Origin of the sequence: Mesorhizobium sp. WSM3862, assembly GCF_002294985.1 — a bacterium.
Taxonomy (GTDB): Bacteria; Pseudomonadota; Alphaproteobacteria; order Rhizobiales; family Rhizobiaceae; genus Mesorhizobium.
Window position 1 is genome coordinate 640,647 of record NZ_NSGE01000003.1, and the last position, 25,750, is coordinate 666,396.

The 25,750-nt window shown below is 64.3% G+C and carries 17 protein-coding genes; 14 read left to right on the forward strand and 3 right to left on the reverse strand.

What is annotated here, in order from left to right:
- Positions 1–4 precede the first annotated feature (4 nt).
- The 7 genes from tssL (CK224_RS11515) to CK224_RS11545 are packed head-to-tail and all read left to right on the forward strand — an operon-like array spanning position 5 to position 9,335.
- Positions 5–1,339: a type VI secretion system protein TssL, long form gene (tssL, locus tag CK224_RS11515; RefSeq protein ID WP_095781829.1), complete on the forward strand. Its 1,335-nt coding sequence runs from the start codon at positions 5–7 to the stop codon at positions 1,337–1,339.
- Positions 1,339–4,881, forward strand: coding sequence for a type VI secretion system membrane subunit TssM (tssM, locus tag CK224_RS11520; RefSeq protein ID WP_095781830.1), 3,543 nt, complete (start codon positions 1,339–1,341; stop codon positions 4,879–4,881). The genes tssL (CK224_RS11515) and tssM (CK224_RS11520) overlap by 1 nt, the downstream gene beginning before the upstream one ends.
- On the forward strand, positions 4,863–5,402 hold the full coding sequence (gene tagF, locus CK224_RS11525; protein ID WP_095781831.1) for a type VI secretion system-associated protein TagF: 540 nt from the start codon (positions 4,863–4,865) through the stop codon (positions 5,400–5,402). The genes tssM (CK224_RS11520) and tagF overlap by 19 nt, the downstream gene beginning before the upstream one ends.
- On the forward strand, positions 5,402–6,502 hold the full coding sequence (locus CK224_RS11530) for a DUF2169 domain-containing protein (RefSeq protein ID WP_095781832.1): 1,101 nt from the start codon (positions 5,402–5,404) through the stop codon (positions 6,500–6,502). Before tagF ends, CK224_RS11530 begins: the two co-directional genes overlap by 1 nt.
- Positions 6,499–7,521 carry a 3-oxoacyl-ACP synthase gene (locus CK224_RS11535; protein ID WP_095781833.1) on the forward strand — a complete coding sequence of 341 codons (1,023 nt, stop codon included), beginning with the start codon at positions 6,499–6,501 and terminating at the stop codon, positions 7,519–7,521. The genes CK224_RS11530 and CK224_RS11535 overlap by 4 nt, the downstream gene beginning before the upstream one ends.
- Positions 7,521–8,480 (forward strand): DUF4150 domain-containing protein, encoded by a 960-nt coding sequence (locus CK224_RS31930; RefSeq protein WP_245425895.1) that lies wholly within the window; start codon positions 7,521–7,523, stop codon positions 8,478–8,480. Before CK224_RS11535 ends, CK224_RS31930 begins: the two co-directional genes overlap by 1 nt.
- Before the next feature lie 12 nt (positions 8,481–8,492).
- Positions 8,493–9,335: a hypothetical protein gene (locus CK224_RS11545; RefSeq protein ID WP_095781834.1), complete on the forward strand. Its 843-nt coding sequence runs from the start codon at positions 8,493–8,495 to the stop codon at positions 9,333–9,335.
- On the opposite strand, the gene CK224_RS11550 is transcribed toward CK224_RS11545, so the two are convergent.
- The 3 genes from CK224_RS11550 to tssI are packed head-to-tail and all read right to left on the reverse strand — an operon-like array spanning position 9,326 to position 12,444.
- Positions 9,326–9,682, reverse strand: coding sequence for a hypothetical protein (locus CK224_RS11550; RefSeq protein WP_095781835.1), 357 nt, complete (start codon positions 9,680–9,682; stop codon positions 9,326–9,328). The genes CK224_RS11545 and CK224_RS11550 overlap by 10 nt on opposite strands.
- On the reverse strand, positions 9,682–10,107 hold the full coding sequence (locus CK224_RS11555) for a DUF6484 domain-containing protein (protein WP_095781836.1): 426 nt from the start codon (positions 10,105–10,107) through the stop codon (positions 9,682–9,684). Before CK224_RS11555 ends, CK224_RS11550 begins: the two co-directional genes overlap by 1 nt.
- Positions 10,108–10,116: 9 nt before the next feature.
- Positions 10,117–12,444, reverse strand: a complete 2,328-nt coding sequence (tssI, locus tag CK224_RS11560; RefSeq protein WP_095781837.1) for a type VI secretion system tip protein TssI/VgrG — start codon at positions 12,442–12,444, stop codon at positions 10,117–10,119.
- A gap of 308 nt (positions 12,445–12,752) precedes the next feature.
- On the opposite strand from tssI, the gene tagH reads away from it, so the two are divergent.
- The 7 genes from tagH (at position 12,753) to CK224_RS11595 (ending at position 25,704) form a co-directional block, all read left to right on the forward strand.
- A complete protein-coding gene (gene tagH, locus CK224_RS11565; protein WP_095781838.1) occupies positions 12,753–13,832 on the forward strand; it encodes a type VI secretion system-associated FHA domain protein TagH in 1,080 nt (359 codons plus the stop codon).
- A 477-nt stretch (positions 13,833–14,309) separates the two neighbouring features.
- Positions 14,310–15,659 carry a type VI secretion system protein TssL, long form gene (gene tssL, locus CK224_RS11570; protein WP_348628381.1) on the forward strand — a complete coding sequence of 450 codons (1,350 nt, stop codon included), beginning with the start codon at positions 14,310–14,312 and terminating at the stop codon, positions 15,657–15,659.
- 25 nt (positions 15,660–15,684) lie between these two features.
- Positions 15,685–19,215, forward strand: a complete 3,531-nt coding sequence (gene tssM / locus CK224_RS11575; RefSeq protein WP_176477908.1) for a type VI secretion system membrane subunit TssM — start codon at positions 15,685–15,687, stop codon at positions 19,213–19,215.
- A 153-nt stretch (positions 19,216–19,368) separates the two neighbouring features.
- Positions 19,369–20,133, forward strand: a complete 765-nt coding sequence (locus CK224_RS11580; RefSeq protein ID WP_095781841.1) for a protein phosphatase 2C domain-containing protein — start codon at positions 19,369–19,371, stop codon at positions 20,131–20,133.
- A gap of 5 nt (positions 20,134–20,138) precedes the next feature.
- Positions 20,139–22,772: a serine/threonine-protein kinase gene (locus CK224_RS11585; RefSeq protein ID WP_095781842.1), complete on the forward strand. Its 2,634-nt coding sequence runs from the start codon at positions 20,139–20,141 to the stop codon at positions 22,770–22,772.
- Positions 22,773–22,783: 11 nt separating this feature from the next.
- Positions 22,784–23,284, forward strand: a complete 501-nt coding sequence (locus CK224_RS11590) for a DUF1036 domain-containing protein (RefSeq protein ID WP_245425899.1) — start codon at positions 22,784–22,786, stop codon at positions 23,282–23,284.
- Positions 23,281–25,704 carry a M23 family metallopeptidase gene (locus CK224_RS11595; protein WP_095781843.1) on the forward strand — a complete coding sequence of 808 codons (2,424 nt, stop codon included), beginning with the start codon at positions 23,281–23,283 and terminating at the stop codon, positions 25,702–25,704. The genes CK224_RS11590 and CK224_RS11595 overlap by 4 nt, the downstream gene beginning before the upstream one ends.
- The last annotated feature ends 46 nt before the right edge of the window (positions 25,705–25,750 follow it).

Sequence of the window (25,750 nt, forward strand, 5' to 3'; positions counted from 1 at the left end):
GGCCATGAGCCGGGATGATCCTTTCGGACTGTCGGAGGATCGCGAACGCACGCGCATCAGGCTGACGGGCGCTTCGCCCCGGCCGATGGCGCCGCTGGCGCCGGGCGCGCCGGTGAAGCGCGCGCGCGCCCATCCCAATGTGCTGATCAATAGCTTCGCGCCGCTGCTCGAATTCGCGCCGGAGCTGGAAAGCGCGCTGGCGCCGGAGAACCCGGAAGTGCTGCGCACGCGCCTGCTCGAGGAGCTCGTGCGCGCACGCGATGCCGCGATGGCCGCGGGCTCGTCGCTGGAGCGGGCCGATCAGGCCGCCTGGGCGGTGGCGGCCCTGCTCGACGACCTCGCGCTCAACACGCCCTGGGGCGGCGCCAGCGCCTGGCCACGCCAGCCGCTGGTAGTGATGCTGCGCGGCGACGTCGATGCCGGCACGCAGTTCTTCTCGCGGCTCGACGAACTGGAGCGGCATCCGAACCGCGACCGCGAAATGCTGGAGCTGCAATATTATTGCCTGGCTCTCGGCTTCCGCGGCAAATATCGCGTGCCTGGCCGCGCCGGCGACCGCTCGCTCAATGCCGTTCGCGTGGCGGCGGCGCGCTTCCTGCGCAATGCCGATGCCGAAGATGCGCCGCTGTCGCCGAACTGGAAGGGCGTGATCGCCTCGGACGAGCCGCAGCGCTTCATCGTGCCGATCTGGGTCATGGCGCTGGCGGCCGTGGTCATCGCCGCCGCCGCTTATGTCGGCCTGTCGATGGGGCTGAGCAGCCAGGCGGTCGAGCTCTCCGCCCTGGTCCGTGCTTTGCCGCCGCCCTCGCGGGGCGAGGTCACCCGCGCCGCGCCCAAGGTCGACGCGCCCGAACCCGAGGCGCCGCAACCGGAACCGGTCGATTTTGCGCTGCTGCCTGAATTCAAGGCCGAGGCACCGGATGGTCTCAAGCCGGCGCTGAGCGGCACCGAGAGCGTGTCGCTGGCCAAGCTCGTCATCCAGTCTTCCAATCCCGAACTGTTCCAGTCGGCGCGGCCGACACTCACGCAGGGCTATGAGCCGCTGATCGAATCGATCGCCACGGTGATCCTCGCCAATCAGGAACTCATCGGGAACGTCACGGTGGTCGGCCACACCGACAATGTGCGCCTGCAGAAATCCAACCCGCTTTCGTCGAACCAGCGGCTGTCGGAAGCGCGCGCCGAGACCATAGCCAACCTTCTGGTGCAGGCCGGCGTGCCGCAGGAGCGCATCCATTCCGAAGGCCGCGCCGAGACCGATCCGGTGGCCGACAACTCGACGCGCGAGGGCCGCGCGCTCAACCGCCGCGTCGAGGTCCTGGTCGAGAAGAGGCTCTGATGTTCATCTTGCGCTTCCTCTGGGCGGTTCTCACCTCGCGCTTCCTTTGGACGCTGATCGGCATCGCGCTGCTTTCGCTGCTGATCTGGGTGTTCGGCCCGATCGTCCAGGTCGGCCCGTATGCGCCGTTCGATTCCGACAATGTGCGCATCGCCATCATCGCAGGGCTGATCATCCTGTGGCTGATCTGGCTGGTCATCGCGCAGCGCCGAGCGATCCGCGCCAACCGCATGTTCGTCGCCGAGATCGCCGCGCCCGTGGCGGAAAAGCAGCTCACTCCTGGCGAGGAAAGCGTTGCCGCGGTTGGCGCCAAATTCGGCGAGGTGATGGCGGAGCTCAAGCGACGCAAGCTCGGCGGCCGCAAATTCCTGCGCGAGATGCCTTGGTATGTCATCGTCGGACCGCCGGCCACGGGCAAGACCACGGCGCTGCGACAGTCAGGCCTCAACTTCCCGATCGATCTCACCGACGATCTGCAGGGCGTCGGCGGCACGCGCAATTGCGACTGGTTCTTCTCGGAGAATGCGGTGCTGATCGACACCGCCGGCCGTTACGTCCAGCAGGAAAGCCAGCCGGATGTCGACGCGACGGAATGGCTGGGTTTCCTCGATCTTCTCAAGAAGCATCGTGGCCGGCGCGCACTCAACGGCGTCATCGTCGCGCTGTCGATCGATGCGCTTTCGGAAGGCGACGAAGCCATCAAGGCGCATGGCCGCAAGATCCGCCGCCGGCTGGCGGAGCTGAACGACCGCCTCGAAATCCGCCTTCCCGTCTACCTGATGCTGACCAAGGCCGACCTGATCAAGGGCTTCGAGGCCTTCTTCGGCGGTCTCTCGACCGCCGCCCGCGAGCAGGTATGGGGGACGACCTTTCCGCTCGGTGCCCGCATCGACGCAAAGACCATCGAAAGAGAGCTCGCCGTGCTTGCCACGGAGCTGGAGCGGCGGCTGGTGCCGCGCCTGGAGGACGAGGACAAGCTCGGATCGCGCGCGGAAATCTTCCGTTTCCCGGCCCAGCTCGCCAGCCTCTCCGAGCCGATCCAGGTGCTGATCGAGGCGATGTTCGGCGAAAGCCGCTACGAGGAAGCCGCCTGGCTGCGCGGCCTCTATCTGACCTCGGCGACACAGGAAGGCGCGCCGATCGACCGGCTGACGGCGGCGCTGTCCTCCACCTTCGGGCTGCCGCCGCGCCGCGCGATGCTCGCGCCGCGCGTCGAGAAGCGCAGCTTCTTCCTGCGCAATCTCCTGACCGAGGTCATCTTCAAGGAAGCGGGTCTCGGCACGTTCGATCCGCTGGCGCAGCGCCGCCGCGCCTGGATCTGGCGCGGCGCGGCCGCGGCTTGCGCGCTTGCCGCCCTGCTGGCGGGCGGGCTGTTCACCTGGTCCTATCTCGACAACCGCAATGCGATCACCGAGCAGGCCGGCCAGTTCGAGGCGCTGCAGGCGCCGCTGACCGACGTCTCCGCCACGCCGGCTTCGGTGGAGCAGCCGACGATGGACGGGGCGCTGGCCGCGATGGACGCGGTGGCGACGGCGCGCACCGCACCGCCGGATGCTGTCCACAATTTGCTCGGCCCGACCGCTTCGGCCGAGCTCGTGCGCGCCCAGACCGACACTTACGACCACGCGCTGCGCAACGTGCTCGAGCCGCATATGGTGGCGCTGCTCGAAGCCACGATGTGGCGGCAGATCCGCGATCCGGATTTCATGCTCGGCGCGCTGAAGACCTATCGCATGATGACCGGCCTGTCGCAGATGGACACCGACTTCGTGCAGAACTGGTGGGTGAACAGTCTGCCGGAATTCGCGCCCGCGCCGCCCTTCCCGACCGCCGACGCCGAACAGCACCAGCTCGCCGCGATCCGCCGAATGGCGGTTGACGACAGCTACATCGCCCCGGACAAGGAGCTGGTGGCCGAGGCGCTGAAGACGGTGTGTACCATCTCGCTGCCGGAGCGCGCCTACAAGCAGTTGCTTGCGGATCCGGAAGTAGCAGCCGTCAAGGAATGGGTGCCGGCCAATTTCGCCGGCCCGAACGGCGCCAAAGTGTTCGCGCGCCGTTCCGCCAAGACGCTGCGCGTCGGCGTTCCCGGCGCCTACACATATGCCGGCTTCCACGACGCCGTTCTCGATCGCGTCGAGGATGTGGCGGCGCAGGCGGCGCTCGATCGCGCGGTATTTGCCGGCGGCTGCTCGGAGAATGCCGAGACCTCGGTGTCGGCGCTGTCCGAAGACATTCTGAAGCTCTACTACGACGACTACATTTCGCAGTGGGACAGCTTCCTGCGCGACATGCGGCTGGCGCCGCTGACCGACCTCAACGTCGCCAGCGAAAATCTCAAGGACCTTTCGAGCGCCGATTCCGCGTTGAAACGCCTCCTCACCGCGGTCGTGCAGGAACTCGATCTCACCCGTTCCGACGAGGCGCCGGCTGATGACAAGAACGGCGCCGCCGCCAAGAGCGGCTCGAAGCTGCTCTCCAAGCTCGGCAAACTCGGCAAGGTCGTGAAGACGGGAGCGAAATTACTACCACGCGCGGGCTCGGCCGAGCAGGTCGACATGACCGGCAGCCTGGTGGCCGAACATTTCAAGCCGCTCAAGGGCACGATCGCCGAGGTGGACGGCCAGCCGCCAGCGCTCGACGCAGCTGTGGTGGCGCTGACGGCGCTGTCCAATGTGCTGCAGACGGTGTCGGCCAACCCCGACCCGCAAGACGCCATCAAGAAGCAGGGCGGCCTGGCCGAGCTGACGGGGGCGGTCGCAAGACAGGCGCAGATCCTGCCTTCGCCGATCAACGACTGGCTGGCCGGGATTGCCGGCGACACCAGCGGCCTGTCGCAGAAGGCGGTCACCAACGAGCTCAATGCCATCTGGCGCGCCGATATCCTGCCCTTCTGCCAGGCGGCGCTCAACAACCGCTATCCGTTCAGCCCTGAGAGCGCGGTCGACGTCAATGTGCGCGACTTCCAGCGCCTCTTCGGCCCCGCCGGCCTGATCGACGCCTTCATCAACGACCATCTGATCAACTATGTCGACACCGCCAGCCAGCCGTGGAAATGGCGCGCCGATTTCGGCCTCGACGCGGCCGCGCTGGCGGCGTTCGAGCAAGCGCGGCACATCCGCGACGACCTGTTTCCCGGCGGCACCGGCCCGGTGATGAACTTCACGCTGGAGCCAAAGGACCTGTCGCCCAACGTGGCGCGGGTGACGCTCAACCTCGATGGCCAGAACCTCGTCTACTACAACAACGCGACGCGGCCGCAGCCGATGACGTGGCCCGGCAAGGACGGCACCGGCGTGATCTCGCTCGCCTTCCAGCCGGTCGACGGCTCGCCCGAGGTGATGCTCAACGAGACTGGCAGCTGGGCGTGGCTGAGGATGCTGCGCGGCGGCAAGTTCGCCGGAACCAACCTTTCCGACGTCTATAGCCTGCGCCTCGGCACGAAAGGCATGTATGCCGATTTCGAGCTCAAGGCGGCCAGCGTCGAGAACCCCTACACACTCGAGATGTTCAAGAAGTTCACATGTCCGCCGCAGATATGAGCACCGGCTTCTACGGCAAGATACCCGCCACCGGCGATTTCGTGACGCGGCGGCTGCCGGGAGATTTCGTGCGCGGCTGGGATCGCTGGCTGGCGCAGCAGATCGTCCCGCTGTTTGGCCACGATGCCTGGCAGACGGACACTGCCTTGCGCTTCCTCGCCGGCCCCGCCTCGTTCGGCGCCTCGGCCGGCGTCATCGTGCAGAGCGCCGACAAGGTCGGCCGACAGTTCCCGCTCAGCGTCGTCGCACGGCTTGCTGAGGCGCCGCTCAAGCTGGCCTATTCGGATGCCTGGTTCGACCGCATCGAGGAAGCGGCCTTCGCCGCGCAACGGGGCGATCTGACGCCCGACGAACTGGATGCCGCGCTGGGCGCCCTGCCTGCCCCGGCGGTCGATGAGGATGGCGATGTCATTGACGACCTCGTCATGTGGACCGCGCGCACGGATATCTTCGACGTCGATCCGAAGGCGCCGCAGCCGGCGCTGGAGCAGATCTTCGCAGCGAGTTGGGAGACGAGCTGATGCAGATCTGGAACCAGCTGGGTTTTCCGCATCAGTTCACCATGGGCATGGACAAGGCCGGCCATGAGTGGATCGTGGTCGTGGTGAAGGGCACGTTCGATTTTCCGGAGAAGCCCGGCGGCCTCGTGCAGAAATCGGCGGAGCAAGTTCCGCTGGTCATGGCTGACACGCATACCGGCGCGCCGGGTTACTCAGCGACGCTGTGGGAGACCGACTTCGCCTTCCGTAAGCCGCGCTGCGACGTGATTGCCAATGGCTGCGCCTATGCACCGGGTGGACGCCCGGCGGAACGGGTGCCAGTCGGCATCAAGGTCGGCAACTGGTCGAAGCTCTTCGAAGTGGTCGGCCACCGGGAGTGGCGGGCCATAGGTCCGGTCTTCACCGCAACTGCACCGCAGCCCTTCCTGAAACTACCGATCTCCTACGATTTCGCTTGGGGCGGCGTCGACCGGTTGGACCCCGAGGATCAGCTTCCCGCCAGCTACAAATACAACCCGGTCGGCACCGGCTGGTCTCGCGCCAAGAACCAGCGTTTCATTCCAGGCCTGCGGCTGCCCAATACGCAGGCGGTCAATGAAGAAATCCGCTCGCCCTTCGGCGAGTACCAGCCGATGAGCTTTGGGCCGATGGGGCGAGGCTGGCCCGGCCGCATCGAATATGGCGGCACTTATGATCAGAACTGGATCGACAATGTGTTCCCATTCCTGCCGCAGGATTTCGACGAGCGCTACTTCCAGATGGCGCCGCCTGACCAGCAAATCGATCATCCGCGTGGTGGCGAAGAGGTGGTGTTGGTGAACCTGACGCCGGAAGGGCGCGCAAGCTTCCGGCTGCCCTCGACCGCGCTGCCGATGACGCTGTTCAAGGGCGGCGACAAGTCATTGGAGGAGAGCGTCCATCCGGACACTGTCCTGCTCGACCCAGAGAACAGTCGCTTCTCGCTCGTATGGCGCGTTTCGCAGCGCATTCACAAGACGATTCTCGATTTTTCGGAATGCTGGGTTGGGCCGCCCACGGAGTCGATGCTGCGTGCGCGTGCGACCGGTAGGGACTATGTCCGTAGTGAGGGGACCGCTCCCGAGGAGGTGGAAGACGCATGAGCATAAGTCTCGACATTGCCTCGGTCGGCATGGTGACAGCGGTCGGTCTCGATGCGCCGTCGGCCTGTGCGGCAATGCGCGCGCGCCTGGATGGCTTCCAAGAGACAAGGTTCGTCGGATCCGGGACCGACTTTCAGATCGGCGCGCCCGTGCCGTTGCCGCGAGACTGGATTGGCGAAAAGCGCATGGCGCACTTGGCCGCGGCCGCGATTTGCGAGGCGTTCGACACTGTCCCGCAGGCGCGAGGCCAGACCGCACTTATCCTTTGCCTCGCCGAGGAAGATCGCCCGGGCCGTCCGGTCGGCGATAGCTTCAGCTTGCTCCGCAGCGTTTCGGAGATCACGGAAATCGAACCCAGCATTCGCTCCCGCATCGTCGCGCATGGCCGGCCTGCCGGACATATCGCACTTGATCAGGCGCGGAGGATGATTTCGTCCGGTGACGTGCCCTATGTGATGATCGCAGGCGTTGACAGCTACCTGACTGCGCCTACGATCGCTTATTATCTCGACGAAAATCGTCTGCTTGCCGCCGATAATCCTAATGGCTTCATTCCGGGTGAGGCTGCCGCCGCCGTCCTGTGCACGCGCTCGCGTAGCGATGGGCTTCGCCTCTTCGGACTGGGTTTGGCGCGTGAACCCGCACCGATCTACAATGCCGAGGATCTGCCGTTGCGTGCCGACGGCATGACTTCGGCTTACAGTGCTGCGTTCAAGGAAACCGGCATTGAGATGAACCGGCTCGGCTACCGGATCGCCGACCTTATCGGCGAACAATATTGGTTCAAACAGAGCGCTTTAGCGAGCCTGCGGTTGCTACGCGGACGTCACGATTTTCAGGACATCTGGTCGCCTGGCGAATCCCTCGGCAATGTCGGCGCAGCCGTGGTTCCACTAATGATCGGCATGGCCTGGACGGCCGCCCGCAAGGGATATGCCGCCGGCAATCCAGTGCTGATCGAGGCATCGAACGATGCCGGTGCCTGCGGGGCGGCAATACTGGCCGCGAGGGCAGCCTGATGACTGTCTACGCGAACGGCCTCGAGGTCGCATGCAAAGCACAAGCCAACAAGGTGATCGCCGCCTTTCCGGACGTCTGCTTCACTCCACCTGAAAATCCTGCAACTCCGCCAGGCGTACCTATTCCCTATCCCTCGTTCGGACTCGATTCCGACACCGACAATGGCACCGGCACCGTCAAGATCGGTGGCCAGACCATCACCCAGAAGAACAAATCGTACTATACCAAGACCAGCGGCACTGAGGCCGGGTGCGCGGCTAAGAAGGGCGTGATCACCTCGGTCAACACTGGCAAGGAGTATGCCGTCGCCTGGTCGGGCGACGTGAAGGCGGATGGCGAACCAGTCAGCCGCATGACTGACCTGTCGACCAACAATCATGCTTCACCGACCGGCAATGCACCGCCTTGGCCGAAGATCGGAAAGTTGAAAGTTGGCAAGCAGTCCTGCACCTCGATCCTGGCAAAGCTCGGCATGAAGGTGCACCGCTATGGCGACGCAAGCAAGGAATGCGCGTCCAACCAGCAATCGGACCACATCCTGCAGAACGCCTGTTTCCAGAATTCGCGCGGCGGCCAAGCCATCAGCACAACGCCCAGCTATACGATGAACGATGCGCCCTGCGTCTGCCTGGAAGACGCCACCGATCCGAACACCGAGCATGGCCGCAAGACAGCCGCTCAGGGCGAATGGGCAAAGGCACAACGCGCGAAAGGCACGAACCCAACCTACGAGGAAGTTCGAGAAGCCAATATGGAGGCCATGAAAAAGGCCAAGAACATCCCGGACGGACCACGAGGCAAGGAGCACCCCGCCATCGAATGCCTGAGGATGATTTGTGACATTCACTTCAAGGAGATGATGAGCGGACCGGAGAAAAAGAAGGACAGCACCGAGGCGCGCGCACCAGCGACCGGAAAGTTCAAACCTACTCCATCGAGCACGGTTCGCAGACGCTAAGGAGAGATAAACATGGCTGACTACAGCGTAACGGTAAACGGCACCGTTGCAGCGGATGATGGAACCATTTTCTCCGCCGTCGCGTATTACGACGGAGAGAGTTTCTACTCGTTCGTCATCTCAGAATCCGACGTTGCCAGCGACGACAATCAGACCGATCGAATTTACGAAAAGCCAAGTTGGTTCACCGACATATGGCGTTCCAGTTCCGGTCGTCTCTATGTGTGCGACGACAATGGCGTAGTGCATTCGGGTTCGGGGACTGAATGGACGGAAAGCCAGGTCTCGCCTCGTCACTTGAATACCGTCTGGGGCTTCGACGACAACACCGTCTATGCTGGTGGATCTGAGGGGGTTGTCTATCGATGGGACGGCGCACGCTGGTCCGCGGCTAGCCCTGCGCTCGGCAACACCATTCTCTGCATCGCAGGGTCGTCGCCGAGCAACCTTTATGTGTCCGGCGAAGGAGCGCTTCTCTGGCACTATGACGGTAGACAGTGGACTCAGATCCAGTTGCCGACCAACGCAATCTTGGTTGGGCTATTGGTACTGTCGGCGACCGACGTCCTGGTCTCCGGCAGCGCAGGGACCCTATTTCGAGGCGGCGGTCTTGCCTGGACCGATGTTTCGCAACGTGGTCGCGACTTCTACAAGATGGCGTTTTACCGAAAGGCAATACACATTGCCGGTGGCGGTCAAGGCGTGTTCACGTTCGACGGGGTTACGGTTTCCACCCTGAAGCACGGCTTCCCCGTCTATCGGCTGTCATCCAATCGCAAATATCTGACACTGGCGGGAGGCAACTCCGCCATAAGATATGACGGCTCTGAATGGGTCGGGCCCGACTACACCTGACGGCTTGAAGTAGGTTTGGGCTTCGCAGCAAGGTAAGCCCGCACCCTTCCAAGATCGAGATCAACAACCCGCAATGCCTCTTTGATAGACAGCATGCGCAGGACGAACAATTCGCCGGCTTCGGGATACTCGGCGTAGCGCTCCTTTGCGATTTCGCGACCGACCTCGCCCGAAATGCGCAGCCCATCAAGGTGTGCTTCCAGACGCTCGATGAGTCGAGCAAGCCGTTCCTCATCCATGTCCGGATTCTTGCCGGGATTGAGCAAGTTGTAGTCGTATACTGTCCAAAGGAACGCGGCCATCTCCGCGTGCTGGCGGACAATCTGGCGAAGGATGGGCGCAGGCATCAGTTCAGATTGACGGAGCCGCCGCGGATGCGGTTGGCGGCACTGGCGTGGCTCGTGACATAGGTGCCGCGGATGGTTACATGCCCATCCTTTTCCATGATGATCGTAGCCTTGCCGCAACGCAGTTCAAGACGTTCATTCGCGGTGATCCGCATTCGCTCTCCGTCTCGGATGATGTGCGGAACATTTGACCGGTGCGCTGGATCGATGATGCGCCCGACAATCAGCGGCCGACCGGGATCTCCGTCCTGAAACAACAGCGCTACCTCCGCGCCGATCATGTCGGAGGTCAGTTCAGCGAGGCTGCGCGCGGCCACCGCTGTCTCCCGAGGGTTTCCCGGGAAGACGACAAGGGGCGCATCCTCGCCGAAGCCCAGGAAGATGCCAATCACCACGCCGTCAATGCGCTCCACGGTCGTCGTCATCAAAGCCCCTCAGTTCTGCTTTATCTCCGAGCCTTTCATGGTGATGTCGCTCGATGCCTTCACATTGATCTTGCCGGACCCGCTGACGGAAATGTCCTTGCCGGAGATATTGATAGTGCCGTCCTTCTTCATCGCGATAGCGGCAGAGCCGCATGTAATGGTGATGGCATCGCCAGCTTCAATGATGAGGGTTTTGCCTACCTTTATGGCTCCGTCCTCACCCACCTGCACGAGACTGCCTTTCGCTATTTTCAAGGCCCGCGAACCGCCGACATCGGTCGCATCGTCCTCAGCTATCTTGGCGTTCCGCCCCTTCCCGATCTCGGAGGCATGCGCCCCACCTATCTTGAAGCTCTGATTTGCGCCAACGTCCACCGATTGATTGGCCGCTACCGTCCAGCTGTCGTCGGCACCGATCTGATGACTCTGTGCCGTTCCCACACTGACAGATCGCGACGCGCCGATCGTGTTCGTCTGCGCGGCGCCGACGGTTCGCGCCTCGGCCGCCCCCACCGTATCGACACGCGCGGCACCCACCGTCACCGTCTGCACCAGCCCAACCGTCTGCGAGTGGTTGGCGTCGATATTCTCCGTCGAATTCGCAACAATGTGGATGGTCTCATTCGCATGGACCGTCAGCGAGCGGTTCGCCCCCACCGTTTCGGTGTCGTTCGACCCAATGTTGGTGGTCTGGTCGACGCCGATCTTGACCGTCTTGTTATTGCCGACGTCCTCGTCGAGGTTGTGGCCGACGGAGTGCTTGGCGTCGTGGTCGATGCGGTCGGACTGGTCGTGCTGCACCAGCTTGTTGCGGTCGTGCTTGATCAGCAGGTGGTGGTCTTTCTGCGCCTGGAAATTGACCAGTTCGGAGCCCGCCTTGTCCTCGAACATCAGCTCGTTGTAACCGCCGCCGCCCTTTGAGGAATTGGACTTCCAGCCCGATTGCGTCGCATTGCCCGGCAGCCCGTAGGGCGGCATCTGCGACGCGTTGTAGACCCGGCCGGTGATGATGGGCAGATCCGGATCGCCTTCGATGAAGTCGACGATCACCTCCTGGCCGATGCGCGGAATCTGGATAAAACCCCAGCCGCTGCCGGCCCAGGTTTGCGACACGCGCACGAAACAGGAAGAGTTCTGGTCCTTCTTGCCGAGGCGGTCCCAATGGAACTGCACCTTCACGCGCGCATATTTGTCGGTGAAGATTTCTTCGCCCGAAGGGCCGACCACCGTCGCCGTCTGCGGACCGCGCATGATCGGCCGCGGCGTGATGCGCGGCGGCCGGTAGGGCAATTTGGTGGGCGCCACGCCGAGCACCACCTTGAAATTCTCGCTATGGGCCTCGTTCTGGGTCCGGTAGCCCGGGTCGAACAGCCGGTATTCGGCGCTGATCACCAGATAGTCCTGGTTCTGGTCGTCGCGCGGAAAGCTTTCCAGCTTGAACTTGCAGCCTGAGAAAAGGCCGCGCACGGTGCCCACCGCCGTGCTGCGCTGGTGCACGGCCTGAAGCTCCTCGCGGCGAATTCCCGCAATCGTGTCGCCTCGCCCGACGTCGAGATGCGCGCCGGGCTGACGGTAGTTCTCGCCCGCGGCCTCCTTGTGGCTGAACGGCTGGGCGGACTTCGCCATCAAATCCGCGCCGGGCTTCTCGAAATCAAAGTCGCTGTGGGCATAGGCCCCCGGCCGCACCGCGCTGCCGGGAATCCATTCGGTGATGTATTCGACGTCGCGTCGCGAGCCCTGGCCCTCGAAATTGTAGAGCACCTTCTCATAGCCGGGCGCTGCCTTCAGCTTGCTCATCGCGTCGCAGAGCACCAGGGTATGCTTGCCCTCGTCATGCTCGAAGAAATAGAAGATGCCCTCGTGCTCGAGCAGCCGTTGCACGAAATCCAGATCGCTCTCGTCATACTGGACGCAATATTCGCGCTGCGGATAAGACCCTTGCAGCCGCTTCTCGAATTTCGCGATGCCGTATTTCGAGAAGATTTTCTCGACGATCTCGACCGCCGTCATATTCTGAAAGATGCGGCAATCGGTGGTGTTGCCGAGGAACCAGAGCCATGGCCTGACCATCGCCTCGTAAAAGGCGAGCCTGTCCTCGATGCGGATGAGCTTGAATTCCGACACAAGGCCGCTGAACCAGCGTTTCGGATCGGATTCGCCCTCGACCGAAACGACGCCGCCCAGCATCTTCAGCGGATCGACGTCCTGGCTCTTGGAGACGAAACCGACCGTATAGGCGAAACAACGGCTGATCTCGTCGCGCCCGACGAGATGGGTGAAGGTCAGCACATCGCCGCCGACGGGTGTCTGCACAACCGTGGCGCGTTCGTTCGGCATGGGTCGTGCCCCTCCTGGACGCGGCCGCCAGTATGATGGATTGAAGCCCCCGCTATGTTAACCGCATCACGTTCGGGAACTTTTCGCACCCACCGCACTGGACCTTTTTCAGCCTAGCACATGTTTGGTGGCGGCCAAACAACAGCTGTGGCTAAACCCGCCAAGCGCCGGTGTGAAACGCTCCTCTCCCGCCGCGCTCGCAAGCTGCTAGAATGCCAGAGCAATTCCCGGAACACCGCATAGCGATTTTCCGTTCGGAGTTGCGTGAAGAATAAGCATTTGTTGACCAAGTTCGGCGACGCTTCCGGATGTTCATCTCGCTCCAGATCAGCAATGTCGACAGGCTGCCATCCGGCGCCGCCGCGAGCTACGCCGCCCGCGACCGCAGCTTCGAGATCGGGCGCGAGAATTGCGACTGGACGCTTTCGGATCCGGACAAGATCATCTCGGGCCGGCATTGCGAAGTCCGCTTCCAAGCGGGCGGCTTCTGGCTTTACGACATCTCGCGCAACGGCACTTTCGTCAACGGCTCCAGCCAGCGCATGGCCGGTCCGCACCGGCTGGCGCATGGCGATCGGATGCTGATCGGCCGCTATGTCGTTGCGGTATCAATTGACGAGGAAGGCGCCGCCGCCCACCCGCGAACCCGGCCAGCGTCGACGCAACGCGAGCTGCCGCCATCGACGGGCAGACCGCTGGAGCTCGGCAAAGAGCCCTTCTTCAGTCGGACGGAACAGCGGCCCGGGACGGGAGCGGCATCGACATCTTCGGCGCTGCGGCCGCCCCCAGCGCCGGCAAAGCCGGGTAGCCAGCCGGCGGGAACCGATATGCTGCTGCAGGATATCGCGAAGGCGGCCGGCATTTCGCCCGACCTGCTTCAATCGCGCGATCCGCATGAGGTGGCCGCCGAGATCGGTACCGTGCTCAGAACCACGGTCGAGCAACTGTCGCTGCTGCTTAAGGCGCGCGCGGCGGCCAAGGTGCTGGCCAAGAGCGCCAACCGCACGATGATCGGCGCCGAAAACAACAACCCGCTGAAATTCGTTCCGGGCACCGACGACATACTGGAGATCATGTTCGCCAAACGCCGGACCGGCTATCTCGACGCCGCGCACAGCGTCGAGGACGCCTTCCGGGACCTCAAGACGCATGAATTGGCCACTTACGCCGCCATGCAGGCGGCGCTTTCCAGGCTGCTCGACGACCTGTCGCCGGAGGCCATCGCCAGGAAGCTGCCGCCGGCCTCCTTCTCATCGAAGAAGAGCCAGGCGTGGGATGCCCTCGTCGCCACCTGGCGGACGATGGAGGAGAAGCATGAAAACGGCATGCTCGACGTCTTCCTGGCCTATTTCAGCGAAGCCTATGCCAAGGCCAGCAAGCAGAAGTAGGTGGACCCGGGCTATGTGACGGGTCTCACAGAAGAAAGCGCTGCTTCGAGCATCCTGCTTTCCGATTTCAATCAGCTGCCTGTACGGTTAGGATAACGTACGTACGGAAGCTTGCCTGGCGGGCAAAGCGGCGTGGCTTGGGGCGTGTGCAGCAATGTCATGTTTCGGCGAGATGAGCCTTTCCATCCGGCCCGCCCCCAAAGCTCGGCATGAAAAGCCGGGAGCCGACCTCATTTCCCGTCAAGGAAATGTTCGCCGCGCCGCGACGGTGGATCGCCGATGAGTTCTAAGGACGATCCCTCCCGGCCGGCGGACAAGACCGTCATCCGAGCGCCACGGCCTAGACAACGCTCGCCCGCGGCTCCCGCGAGTTCTTCTTCGACTGGCGCTGAGCCCGCTGCGACACCCGCCAGGGAACCGACGGTTTTCGACCCCAGCGTCGGCCGGCGGATGCCGACAGGGTGGTCCTCCGGAACCGTGGTCGTTCAAAACCCGGTTCCCGGCGCGGCCGCTGCAGCGGCCGCGCCCGCGTTGCAACAGGAAATCCTGCTTAGCGCCGCGGATGGCGTGAAGTACGCCGCGGCAAATCCAATCCTCGCGGCCGCGGCGCCCTTGCTGATGCTGTTCGGCCAGCTGCGGCTGATCCCAGTCGAGCGGCAGGCGGCCCCTTTGGCGGAGCACATCACCGAAGCGATCGAGACATTTGAGCGGGAGATGACGAAAGCCGGCATCGCCGAGGAAGACGCGCGGATCGCTAGACTTGCGCTATGCGAGACCGCCGACGATCTGGTCGGCAACCTGCCCTGGCCGAAGGACGACGGCTGGATCGGGGACAGCCTGGTGGCGCGGTTCTTCCACACCAAGCCAACCGGCGCCGGTTTCTACGAGGCGCTGAACAAGATCCTGGGCCGGCCGGAGGGTCATCACGACCTGCTCGAACTGATGCACGCGTGCCTCTCGCTCGGGTTCGAGGGGCAGTATCGTGGGAGGGTCGGCGAACGGGACGCGCTCGAACGCGTCCGGCGCGACGTCTACGACACGATCCGCTATTTTCAACCGCGCGCCGGGGACGGCATCTCGCCCCATTGGCAAGGCATGGCGGCGGCGTTGTCAAAGCCCCAGGCGCGGCTGCCGCTATGGGCGGTCGCGGCCGCCGCCGCGACCCTGGTCACGGCGGCCTTCTTCGGACTACGGATCCTGATCACCGACGAGGGCGACGCAACAGCCAGCGAATTGCTGGCGCTCAATCCCTCAACGCCGGTCACCATCGAGCGCGCGAGCGTCGCTCCTGTTGCCGAGCCGGCGGTACCCGCCCCGCCGGAAGCCACCCCGTCGCCGCCTGCCGTTCCCACCGTCACCCAGATCGACGTTCCCACCATCACCCAGATCGACCGCATCCGCGCCGCGCTCGCCAACGAAATCGCCGGCGGCGGGCTGACGGTCGGCACAAAGGGCAACTTCATCGTGGTCGAAATCAGCAACCAGCTCTTGTTCGCGCCCGGGCAAGCCGAGCTGAAGCCGGAGTTCCAGCCCATTGCGGCGGACATCGCTACGGCTCTCAATGCCGAGCCCGGATCGATATGGATCGTCGGCCACACCGACAATGTGAAGCCGAAAAAGTCGAGCCAGTTCAAATCGAACTTCGATCTTTCCGTCGCGCGCGCCAAAGCCGTCCAGGCGATGGTGGCGAACGAGCTCAAGGACCCGTCGCGGGTCGCGGTCGACGGCAAGGGCGAGGACGAACCGATCGCCGACAATGCGACGGCTGATGGCCGCGCCAGAAACCGCCGCATCGACGTGATGATCCCGAAGGAGGAGACGTTGTGAGCGCGCGCGGCGTGGAGCGGCACTGATGCGCTGGGTGCTGCGGCTGTTCAGCCTGCTCGCGCTTGCCGGCTTCTCGGCTGCGGTCTGGTATGCCGGGCCGCTGATCCGGTATGCCGATACACGTCCGCTCGGACCGGTCTGGCTCCGGACAACGATCATCGGCGTGGCCGTCGCGCTGCTCGCGCTCTTCTACGGCATCCGCTTCTGGCAAGCGCGCAAGGCGCAGAAGGCGATTGAGACGGGCATCGTTCGCAGCGGCGACCGCAACGACGATTCAGAGGTGCTCGAAGCGCGTATGAGCGAGGCCATCGCGACCCTGAAGCAGTCGAGCGGCAGGCGCAACTTCCTCTATGAGATCCCCTGGTACATCATCATCGGCCCGCCGGGCGCCGGCAAAACGACGGCGCTGGTCAATTCGGGGCTGAAATTTCCGCTTGCCGGCTCCGGCAATGCCCAGCCGCTGGCCGGAGTCGGCGGCACGCGGTCCTGCGACTGGTGGTTCACCGAGGATGCCGTGCTGATCGATACGGCCGGCCGCTACACGACGCAGGATTCGGATGCCGAGCGCGACAAGGCGAGCTGGCTCGGCTTCCTTGGACTGCTCAAGAAGTACCGCACCCGGCAGCCGATCAACGGCGTGATCCTCGCCATCAGCGTCGCCGATCTGATCGGCTTCGACGACCAGCAGCTCGATGCGCATGTCACCGAGATACGAAGCCGGCTGCGGGAGCTGCACGAGACGCTGAAGATCCAGTTCCCGGTCTACCTGCTCTTCACCAAGGCGGACCTCGTTGCCGGCTTCATGGACTATTTCGGCGATTTCGACGAGGCACGGCGGCGCAAGGTCTGGGGTGCGACGTTCCAGACCACCGACCGCAACAGGAACATGGTCAGCGAAACCTCGGCCGAGTTCGACGCGCTGGCCAGGCAGCTTGCGGACGAGATCGCCGACCGCCTGCAGGACGAGACCGATCCGGTGGCGCGCATCGCGATCTTCGGCTTCCCGGCCCAATTCGCCGCGCTGCGAACCCGCGTCGTGCGGTTCGTCACCAGCCTTTTCGATGCCTCGCGGGCCCAGGTGAATGTCAGCCTGCGCGGCCTCTATTTCTCGTCGGGCACGCAGGAAGGAACACCGATCGACCAAGTGCTGGGCGCGATCGGCCGCAATTTCGGCAGCGCTTCGCAGGCGCATCTTTCCGGTACCGGCAAGAGCTTCTTCCTGCATGATCTTCTGGCGAAGGTGATCTTCCCCGAGGCCGGCTGGGTCTCGTTCGACAGGACAGCGGAGCGGCGCGCCAGGCTCGCCAGATTTGGCAGCCTCGCCGCGATCGCATTGGCGGCTTTTGCAGCGCTCGGCGTGCTGGGCCTCAGCTACTTTGCCAACGAGTCGCTGATCGGCTCCACGAGACAGGCGATGGCGCAGTATCGGGACGGCGCGGATTCGCAGCTCAGGAGCACGACAGTTACCGATGTCGACCTCGAAAACGTCATCGGCCCGCTCGATCAACTGCGCAACCTGCCGGCGGGATACGAGACCGCCGGCCAAACGAAGCCGATCGAGGAGAGTTTCGGGCTCAGCCAGCGGGAGAGGCTTCTGTCGGCGTCCAAATCCGCCTATCGGCAGGCGCTGGAGCGTAGCTTCCGCTCGCGTCTGCTGGTTCAGGCGGAGCGCACGATCCAGGCCAAGATGGCCGACCCGATCGCGCTCTACGAACCGTTGAAGATCTATCTGATGCTGGGCGGCAAGGCGCCCAAGGTCGACGACGAGCTGATCGTCTCCTGGATGAAGCAGGATTGGGAGGAAAACCGCTACCCCGGCGAGAACAACCGCGAAGGCCGCGCGCAGCTCGAAAAGCATCTGCGCGCCATGCTGGCGCTCGACGATGCCTACGACCCGGTGTTCGAGCTCAACCAGCCGCTGGTCGAGGCCGCGCAACGCTCGCTCGGACGCATGAGCCTTGCCGACCGCGCGTCGGCGCTGATCAGATCGGCGGTCCATGCGGCAAGGCTCCAGGATTTTTCCGTTGCCGCCAAAGCCGGTCCGGAGGCGCAGCTGCTGTTCGAACGCATGGACGGCGCAGAGCTCGCCGACCTTGGGGTTCCCGGCCTCTACACCAAGGCGGGGTTCAACGGTTTCTACCTGCCGCAGCTCTCGCGCATCGCGCAAATGCTGGTCGATGACCAATGGGTTCTCGGCGGCGGCGGCGAGCAGGGCGGCATCGATCAGGACCTGCCCAGGCTCGGCCCCGAACTCATCGACCGCTACGGCAAGGAGTTCGCCTCCGCCTGGAACGGCGCGCTCGACCAATTGAAATTCAAGGCGATGCTGAAGGACAAGCCGCAATATATCACGCTCTCGGCCGCCGCCTCGCCGGACTCGCCGCTGGACCGGCTGTTCACGGCCATTGCCGATGAAACCGCCCTGACAAAAGACGGCGCCGCCTTCGCAGGCGACACCGGAACGGCGCAGCAGGACCCGGTCGTTATGGCCAAGGGTCTCGCCCGCATCGGTCTGCAGATCGCCGGCGGCAAGTCGCAGAGCCGCGCCGGGGCAAGCTCGTCCGCCACGCAGAATGCCGGCGCCACCGTCGAGGCGCAGTTCAGGCCGTTCCAAGCGCTGGTGAGCGGCTCCAGCGGTCGCCGCCCGCTCGATGCGCTGACGCAAAACTTCCACGACATCTACCAGAGCGTGAAGCTGGCAGCGGATGTCCCCGCGCAGACGGAGCGCGTCAACGCGAACCTGAAGCTGCAGATTTCGACGATGCGCGCCAATGCCTCGCGCCTGCCCAAGCAGCTCGCGCGCATGGTCGACGCGGCGGCGGACGAGTTCGAAGGCAATGTCGCCGAGACTTCGGTAGCCAACCTCAACCAGATGCTCGACGAGACGGTCACGCGCCCCTGCGAGGAAGCCGTCAACGGCCACTATCCCTTTGCCGGCGACGGCAGCGAGGAAATCTCTCTTGCCGATTTCGCCAAGCTGTTCGCACCGGGCGGCCTGATGGACCGGTTCTTTGCGCAGAACCTAACGCCGCTGATCGACATGACAGGCCAGGACTGGACCTGGAAGCAGGAGGCCCGCTCCAGCCGCGACCTCGCCAAATCAACCTTGAAGGCGTTCCAGGCGGCGGCGGAAATCCGCAGCGCCTTCTTCGCCTCCGGCGGTTCGGCGCCGTCGGTCTCTATCACCTTCACGCCCTCCTCTCTGAACAGCGAGGTCGACAGCGCGGTGCTCAACGTAGATGGGCAGACGGTGCAAAGCACGCAAGCCGGCAATGCGCCGAGCACGGTGACATGGCCTGGCGGCGGCGCTTCCGGATCCGCGAGCCTCAGCCTGACGCCGGAGATGCCCGGCCGCGAGTCCGCCCTCAAATTCGAAGGGCCATGGGCTCTGAAGCGCCTGCTGGACAAGGCGAGCGTCACCAGCAACGGCGCCGGCGCCGAGGCGCGCTTCGTGATCGGCGGACGCGATGTCGCCTACAAGATGGAGAGCGGCTCTGGCGCCAATCCCTTCCTGCTCCCGGCGCTGTCCGGGTTCAGCTGTCCGAAGGCATTCTGAGATGGCGCCGTCATGGTCGATCGGATCGTTCCCGAGCACCACCGTCTCTCGCCTTCATTTTGATACTCTAAAGTATGCGCTTGTGGCAAACTGGCCTGGGCACGCGGCCCATCGTTCGTCACAGAGGACGCTCGCGAAGCGCTTGGTGGCAAATTGAGCACTGTCGCCCTTTCCATTGAGAGTTTCGGCGTCAGCCACAAAGGCTGTGTGCGCGACCACAACGAAGACAACTATCTGGTCGAGCAACAAGCCGGCCTTTGGGTGGTGGCCGACGGAATGGGCGGCCATGAGGCCGGCGAGGTCGCTTCGGCCAGCATCGTCGACCACCTGGCGACGATCGGCATTGCGAGCTCGGCGCCGGACCTTCGCGCCCGTTTCGAGGACCGGCTGAGCCGCGCCAATGCCGAGATCCGCAACATATCGCGTTCGCGCGGCATCACCATCGGCTCCACCTTCGCCGCCCTGCTCGCCATGGAGGGGCGGTTCGCGGGCCTGTGGGCCGGCGACAGCCGCATCTATCTGGTACGCGGCGGCGCTATCTCGCAGATTTCCAGGGATCACACCGAAGTCCAGGAGCTGCTCGACCGCGGCATGATCAGCGCGGAGGAAGCGCTCACCTGGCCGCGCCGCAATGTGATCACCCACGCCGTCGGGGTCAGCGACGAACTCGAGATCGATTTTCAGCAAGGCGAGCTGATGCCGGGGGATATCTTCGTATTGAGCACCGACGGGCTCACCGCGCATGTCAGCGACGCCGAGATCGAAGCGGCGGTGAAGTCCGCGCCGCCGCAAGCCGCGTGCGAGAAGCTGCTGGGGACGGTGCTGGCGCGCGGCGGAACGGACAATGTCACCATCGTGCTGGTCAGGATCGGCGACGGACGCAACGGACCGCTCGATGCGGATCGGTCCAGGGGCTGAGACAGATGAGCGACGACGACAGGACGCGGATTTCGCCGAACCTCGCAAATACCGGCGTCGGCACGCAGCTCAGCGGCATTTACGAGCTTGACGAGCGCATCGCATCCGGCGGCATGGGCGAAGTCTATCGCGGCCACAATATCCAAACCGGCGACCATGTCGCGATCAAGATCGTGCTGCCCGAGTTCGCGCGCGACCAAACCATCCTGTCGCTGTTCCGCAAGGAAGCCTCGATCCTCAACCATTTGTCGCATGACGCGGTGGTGCGATACCACGTCTTCACCATCGATCCGGGGATCGGCCGCCCCTACCTGGCGATGGAGTTCGTCGACGGCCAGTCGCTGTTCGATGTCATGCGGCGCGGCCCGATGGCGCCACCGGACGTGCGTCGGCTTTGCCATCGCCTCGCCTCGGGCCTGAGCGCCGTGCATCAGGCCGGCGCGGTCCACCGCGACCTTTCGCCCGACAACATCATCCTGCCGGGCGGCCGGGTCGAGCGCGCCAAGATCATCGACTTCGGCATCGCGCGCTCGGCGAATGTCGGCGGCGAGACGCTGATCGGCGGCAAATTCGCCGGCAAATACAATTACGTCTCGCCCGAACAGCTCGGCCTCTATGGCGGCGAGGTCAGCGAGCAATCCGATATCTACAGCCTCGGCCTGGTGCTGGCCGCCGCGCTGCGCGGGAAGCCGCTCGACATGAGCGGCTCGCAATATGAGGTCATCGAGAAGCGCCGCACCGTACCGGACTTGTCGGACATCGATCCCGATTTCCGCGAGCTCATCGAAGCGATGTTGCAGCCGGATCCTCAAGACCGGCCCGCCAGCATGGCCGAGATCGCCAGGGCAACGCGCGACGACGACCTCGACGCGACCTTGCCGCCGCCCGGATCGTTTGCTCCGCGCGAACGATCCGGCTTGCCACGCGCCGGCTGGACGGCGTTGCCAAACTCCAGTCCCCCGGTTTCTGCTGCCTCCGACGAACCGCGTTTCGTTCCGCATGTGCGGCCTGCGCACCTGTCGCAACCGAGGCCGGCGCCGGCGGCGGCTCCGGTCAGTGCGTCAAGCCGACCTGCGGAGCGAAAGCCCTCGCGGATCCCGGCCATAGCGGGCGGCGTCGCGGTTCTGGCAGTTCTGGCGGCGGCCGGCGTCTATTTCAGCGGCGCTTTGGTCACTCCGCCCGCCGTCGAAAAGCCTGGGCCCCTTACGCCGAAGCCGGCGGCAAAACCCGTCGCGGAAGCACCCAAGCCGGTATCGGAGGCATCGACGCCTCAGCCAGAGGCACCGCAACCTCGGCCGCAAGCGCCGGCCGAACCGCAGCCGGAAGCACGGAAGGCGGACAGCTCGGCCACCGTTGAGCCGGCAAAACCTGCCGCTCCGGCTCTGCCGCAACCGCAAGACACGACACAACCCGTCCAGAAGCAGGCCGAGACTGAGCAGAAGCCGACACAGCCTGCCCTATCGGCTGCGCCGCAACCGCAGGACAAGACCGCCCAGAAACAGGCGCAAGTAGAGACCGGACAGAAATCCGAGCCGACACCGCCTGCCCCTTCAGAGAGCCTGGCCAAAAACAACCAGGCGAAAGCCTCGCAGCCGGCGGAGGCCGAACCGGCACAGCCGTCGGTCGAGAACCTGCCGGCACCCCTGCCGAAGGCAGCGGAAAACCAAAAGCCGTCGAGCCCGACGGCGGAAGCTGCTGCGGCGCCGGAAGCAAAACCGCCGGCGACGAAACCGAGCGCATCCGACCTCGTCGACGCTCTGTCCAAATTGTCGAAGTCGAAGACGCCGGCGCCGCAAGTTACGGAAAACCAAAATCAGGCGCCGGCTTCGACTGCGCGCCAGCCGGCAGCGCCCGAAGCGGCTACTCAGCCGGCAAGACCGAAAGTCTCGACCACACAACCGGCACCACTGCCGCAGCCACCGCCGGCCAACAAGCCATCTCAAAATACCGACGTCGCAATCAATCTGCCAAAGCCCCAGGTTCCGCCGCCGGCAAACAAAACCGACGCGTTGGCTCAGCGCGCCTCCTGGGTGCGCGACTTCAGCGGCGGCAATTGCTTCTACGCGACCCTGACATCGGCAACGGGCACATCCGCGGCCATCGAGGGATTCGGAACCGCCGTGCAGCCTTTCGAGCAACTGCTTGGTGCGTTCCAGTCCAGGTTCAACGTGGAGCCGGACATCAGCGTGCGCCTGATTACCCCATCACAATGCGGCGTACCCACCTTCCTGCACCTTCTCGACCGAAGCGAGGCTGAACGACCGCAGCTCATGCTCGACCGGACATCGGTGCCCGACGGATCACCGATCAGCGGCACGCTGGTAACGCGCGGGGGGCTCATCTCCAGCGTGTTGCTGATCAACCACAATGGCACCGCCTTCAACCTCGACAGCCGCATGGTCGCGCAGCCGGACAGGGCGACCTTCAAGATCGCCATCGATCTCGCCGCTGACGACAAGGCGGCCGGCAAGGCTTTGCCTCAGGTCATCCTGGTGATCACCGGGCCACGGGACGTCCAGGCCGCGATGTTTGCGGGCCCGACCCCCGCCTCGGAAGTGCTGCCCCGGATCCTTAAGGAGATCCAGGCGGACGATTCCGGATTTTCGGCCACCGCCAAGTATTTCCGGCTTGGCGGATAGCGCGGACGCCGATGGTTCTGTGCCGCCTGCTCTCTTCCACCCTGTTCCAGTCACGCAAGGAGCGCGGACCGATCCGGCCTGTTGCTGATCGCATCGGCCGCATGAAGCTTGCTGCGCTTGCCGGCACGGCTTTGCTCTCCGTGCTATCCGTCAACAAGGCACATGCCGAATTCACCGTCTGCAACCAGACGCTCGACGTCGTCAACCTCGCCGTCGGACAGAAGGTCGACGATGCCGACCAGACCGACGGTTGGTGGACGATCGGCGCCAACCAGTGCGTCAACGTCATCCGCGAGGAGCTGACCAACCGCTACATCTACATCTACGCCACGGACGTCTTCGGCCATGCGATCCTCACCGGATCGATCGAGATGTGCATCGACCGGCGCCGCTTCTCGATCCGCGGCATCGACGAATGCTGGCAGCGCGGCCATATCGCGGCGCGCTTTGTCGAGGTCGACACGCAGGAGCAGGTGCGCTGGACCTATTTCCTGAGCGGGAACGGCCCGTGACGCACAGCATCGACACGAGCTTCAAACTGAAGAAGCAGGCGCGCCTTGCCGAGCGGCGGCGCAAGCTGTGGCGCTGGATTCTTTCCGGCGTTGCGGCACTCGTCCTCGTCTCGGTAGCCACGGGTTTCTACCTCACACGCGATTACTGGTCCTTCGGCGACGAGGACGAGGAACTGCATCCGGTCGAGGGGATGGATGACGTGCCGCCCGACGCTTCGGTCTATGTGCCGGCCATCATCGACCTCGCCGGCGATCCGATGTGGATCACGCTCGCGCCCGATGCCGACACGGCCAAGGGCAAGACCGTCGCGCGCCCGGCCGAGCTCGACAGTTCCGGCGCCTCGCCGCAGATCGAAATCCTGTCCGATGTAATGTTGAGCGCCAGCGAAAAATTCATGACGACGATCCCCTCGACGCAGGAGGATTTCGCCTTCTTCCAGGCGCAGCGGCAGACCGCGCCGAAATCTCCTGCAACGGCGCCGCAGGATCGGCAAGCCGCCCCCCTCGCTCCGGGCGCAGCCGACGACCAGCAAGGCGATCTTGAGAACGACCTTCAGGCCGCACCCGACGAGAGCGAAGCTCCTGCCAGTTCAGCGCCCAAGGCGGATGCCGATGATCCGGAAGCGGGCTGGGGCGAGACCGTCGACCAGGGCGAGGCCGCCCTTCCCGCTTTCAAGAAGACCCAGATCGAGAACAACACGACCGTTGCGACCGTCAGCAGCGAATACCAGCGCTTCGAGGCGACCGAGGACACATTCGTAAAAATCCTCAACGACCGCAGCCTGGACAGCGTCGTCGCCGATGCGCATTTCTCCGCCGACGACGCGAAGCTGGCGGGCGAAGCGCTGAAGACGCTGTTCAACCGTGACGGGCTGGGGGCGGGCTTTGTCGTGGCGATGCGCGGATTCAGGCCGAACCGCGAGACCACCACCATGTCGCTTATGCAGGTCTCGATCTACGCCAGGAATGTCTATGTCGGCACGCTGACGCGCAATGCTGCGGGCGCGTTCGTGTCGGGCGTCGACCCGTGGGTGCGGGAGGACCTTTTCAACTATTCAGGCGCATCCGACGAAGGCGGGCCCAAGCGCCAATATCGCCTGCTCGATGCGATATATTCGACGGCCGCCCGCAACAAGGTTCCGACCAGCGTGATCGGAGAGGCCATCATGTATCTGTCGCGAGGACAGGATCTCGACGCCTTCGCCAGCGAGGACCAGCGGCTGGTGCTGATCTACTCGCAGACGCCGCGCGGCCAGGGCGAAATCTCAGGACGGGTCCTCTATGTCGGCGTTCAGGGCACGGAGAAGACGCTCGACTGTTTCGTCTTCCAGCAGAGCGATGGCCAGTATGCGTGCGTGACGGGCAATGACGAGGTTCGCTCGCTCAACGTCACCAACGGCATGGTCACGCCGGTGAGCGGGGTGATGACCTCGACGTTCGGCCCGCGCAAACACCCGATCCTGGGCACCGTTCGCATTCACAAAGGCGTCGACTGGGCCGCTCCGGTCGGCACGCCGATCATGGCCGCCTTCGACGGCGAAATCACCTTCCAGGGCGATGGCGGCAGCTATGGCAATCTGGTGAAGATTGCACATGCCAACGGGCGCGAGACGCGCTACGCGCATATGCAGAAATTCGCCATCGCGAGCGGCGTCGGCACCAAGGTGAAGGCCGGCGACGTCATCGGCTATATCGGCACCACCGGACTTTCGACCGGTCCGCACCTGCATTTCGAGCTCTACCAGAGCGGCCAGGCGATCGATCCGCTGGGTACGGTCACCACGGTCGCCACCTATGCGTCCGGCGGCGCCGGCGGCGGCTACGGCGATGCTGCCGTCGAGACGCTGACCGACCGCATCGTCCATGTCGAAAGCGGCGGCAAAGCGCGAGCCAAGAACCCGCTCTCCTCGGCGACCGGTGCCGGTCAGTTCATCACCAAGACCTGGATCCGGATGATGAACACCTATCGGCCCGATCTCGCCCGCTCGCTGTCGACCGCCGACCTGCTCGCGCTCCGCTACGATGCCACGCTGTCGCGCGAGATGGTGCGCAATCTGGCGCGCGAGGGCGAAGCTTATCTTCGCGCCCGCGGCCACCAGATCACCGCCGGGCGGCTCTATCTCTGCCATTTCCTGGGCATGGAGGGTGCTGCCCAGGTGCTGGCGGCGCCCGGCTCGGCGCAATTGAGCGCAGTGCTCGGCTCCGCCGTGATCCAGGCCAACCCTTTCCTTACCGGCAAGACCACCAGCTACGTCGTCGACTGGGCCGAGCGGAAAATGGGTCAGAAGGTGACCCGCTTGGCGTCGTCCGATCAGAACCAGCAGACGACCACAACCCAGGTCCGACAGACATCGCCGGAGTTCGAGAAATACAAGCAGGCCGTCACGGCCCTGATAAGCTCGATCCAGGCGACCCTCTGAGGCCCTGTCGCGCTACCGTCGGTCGCTGTTCGCAGTGTGAGTGATT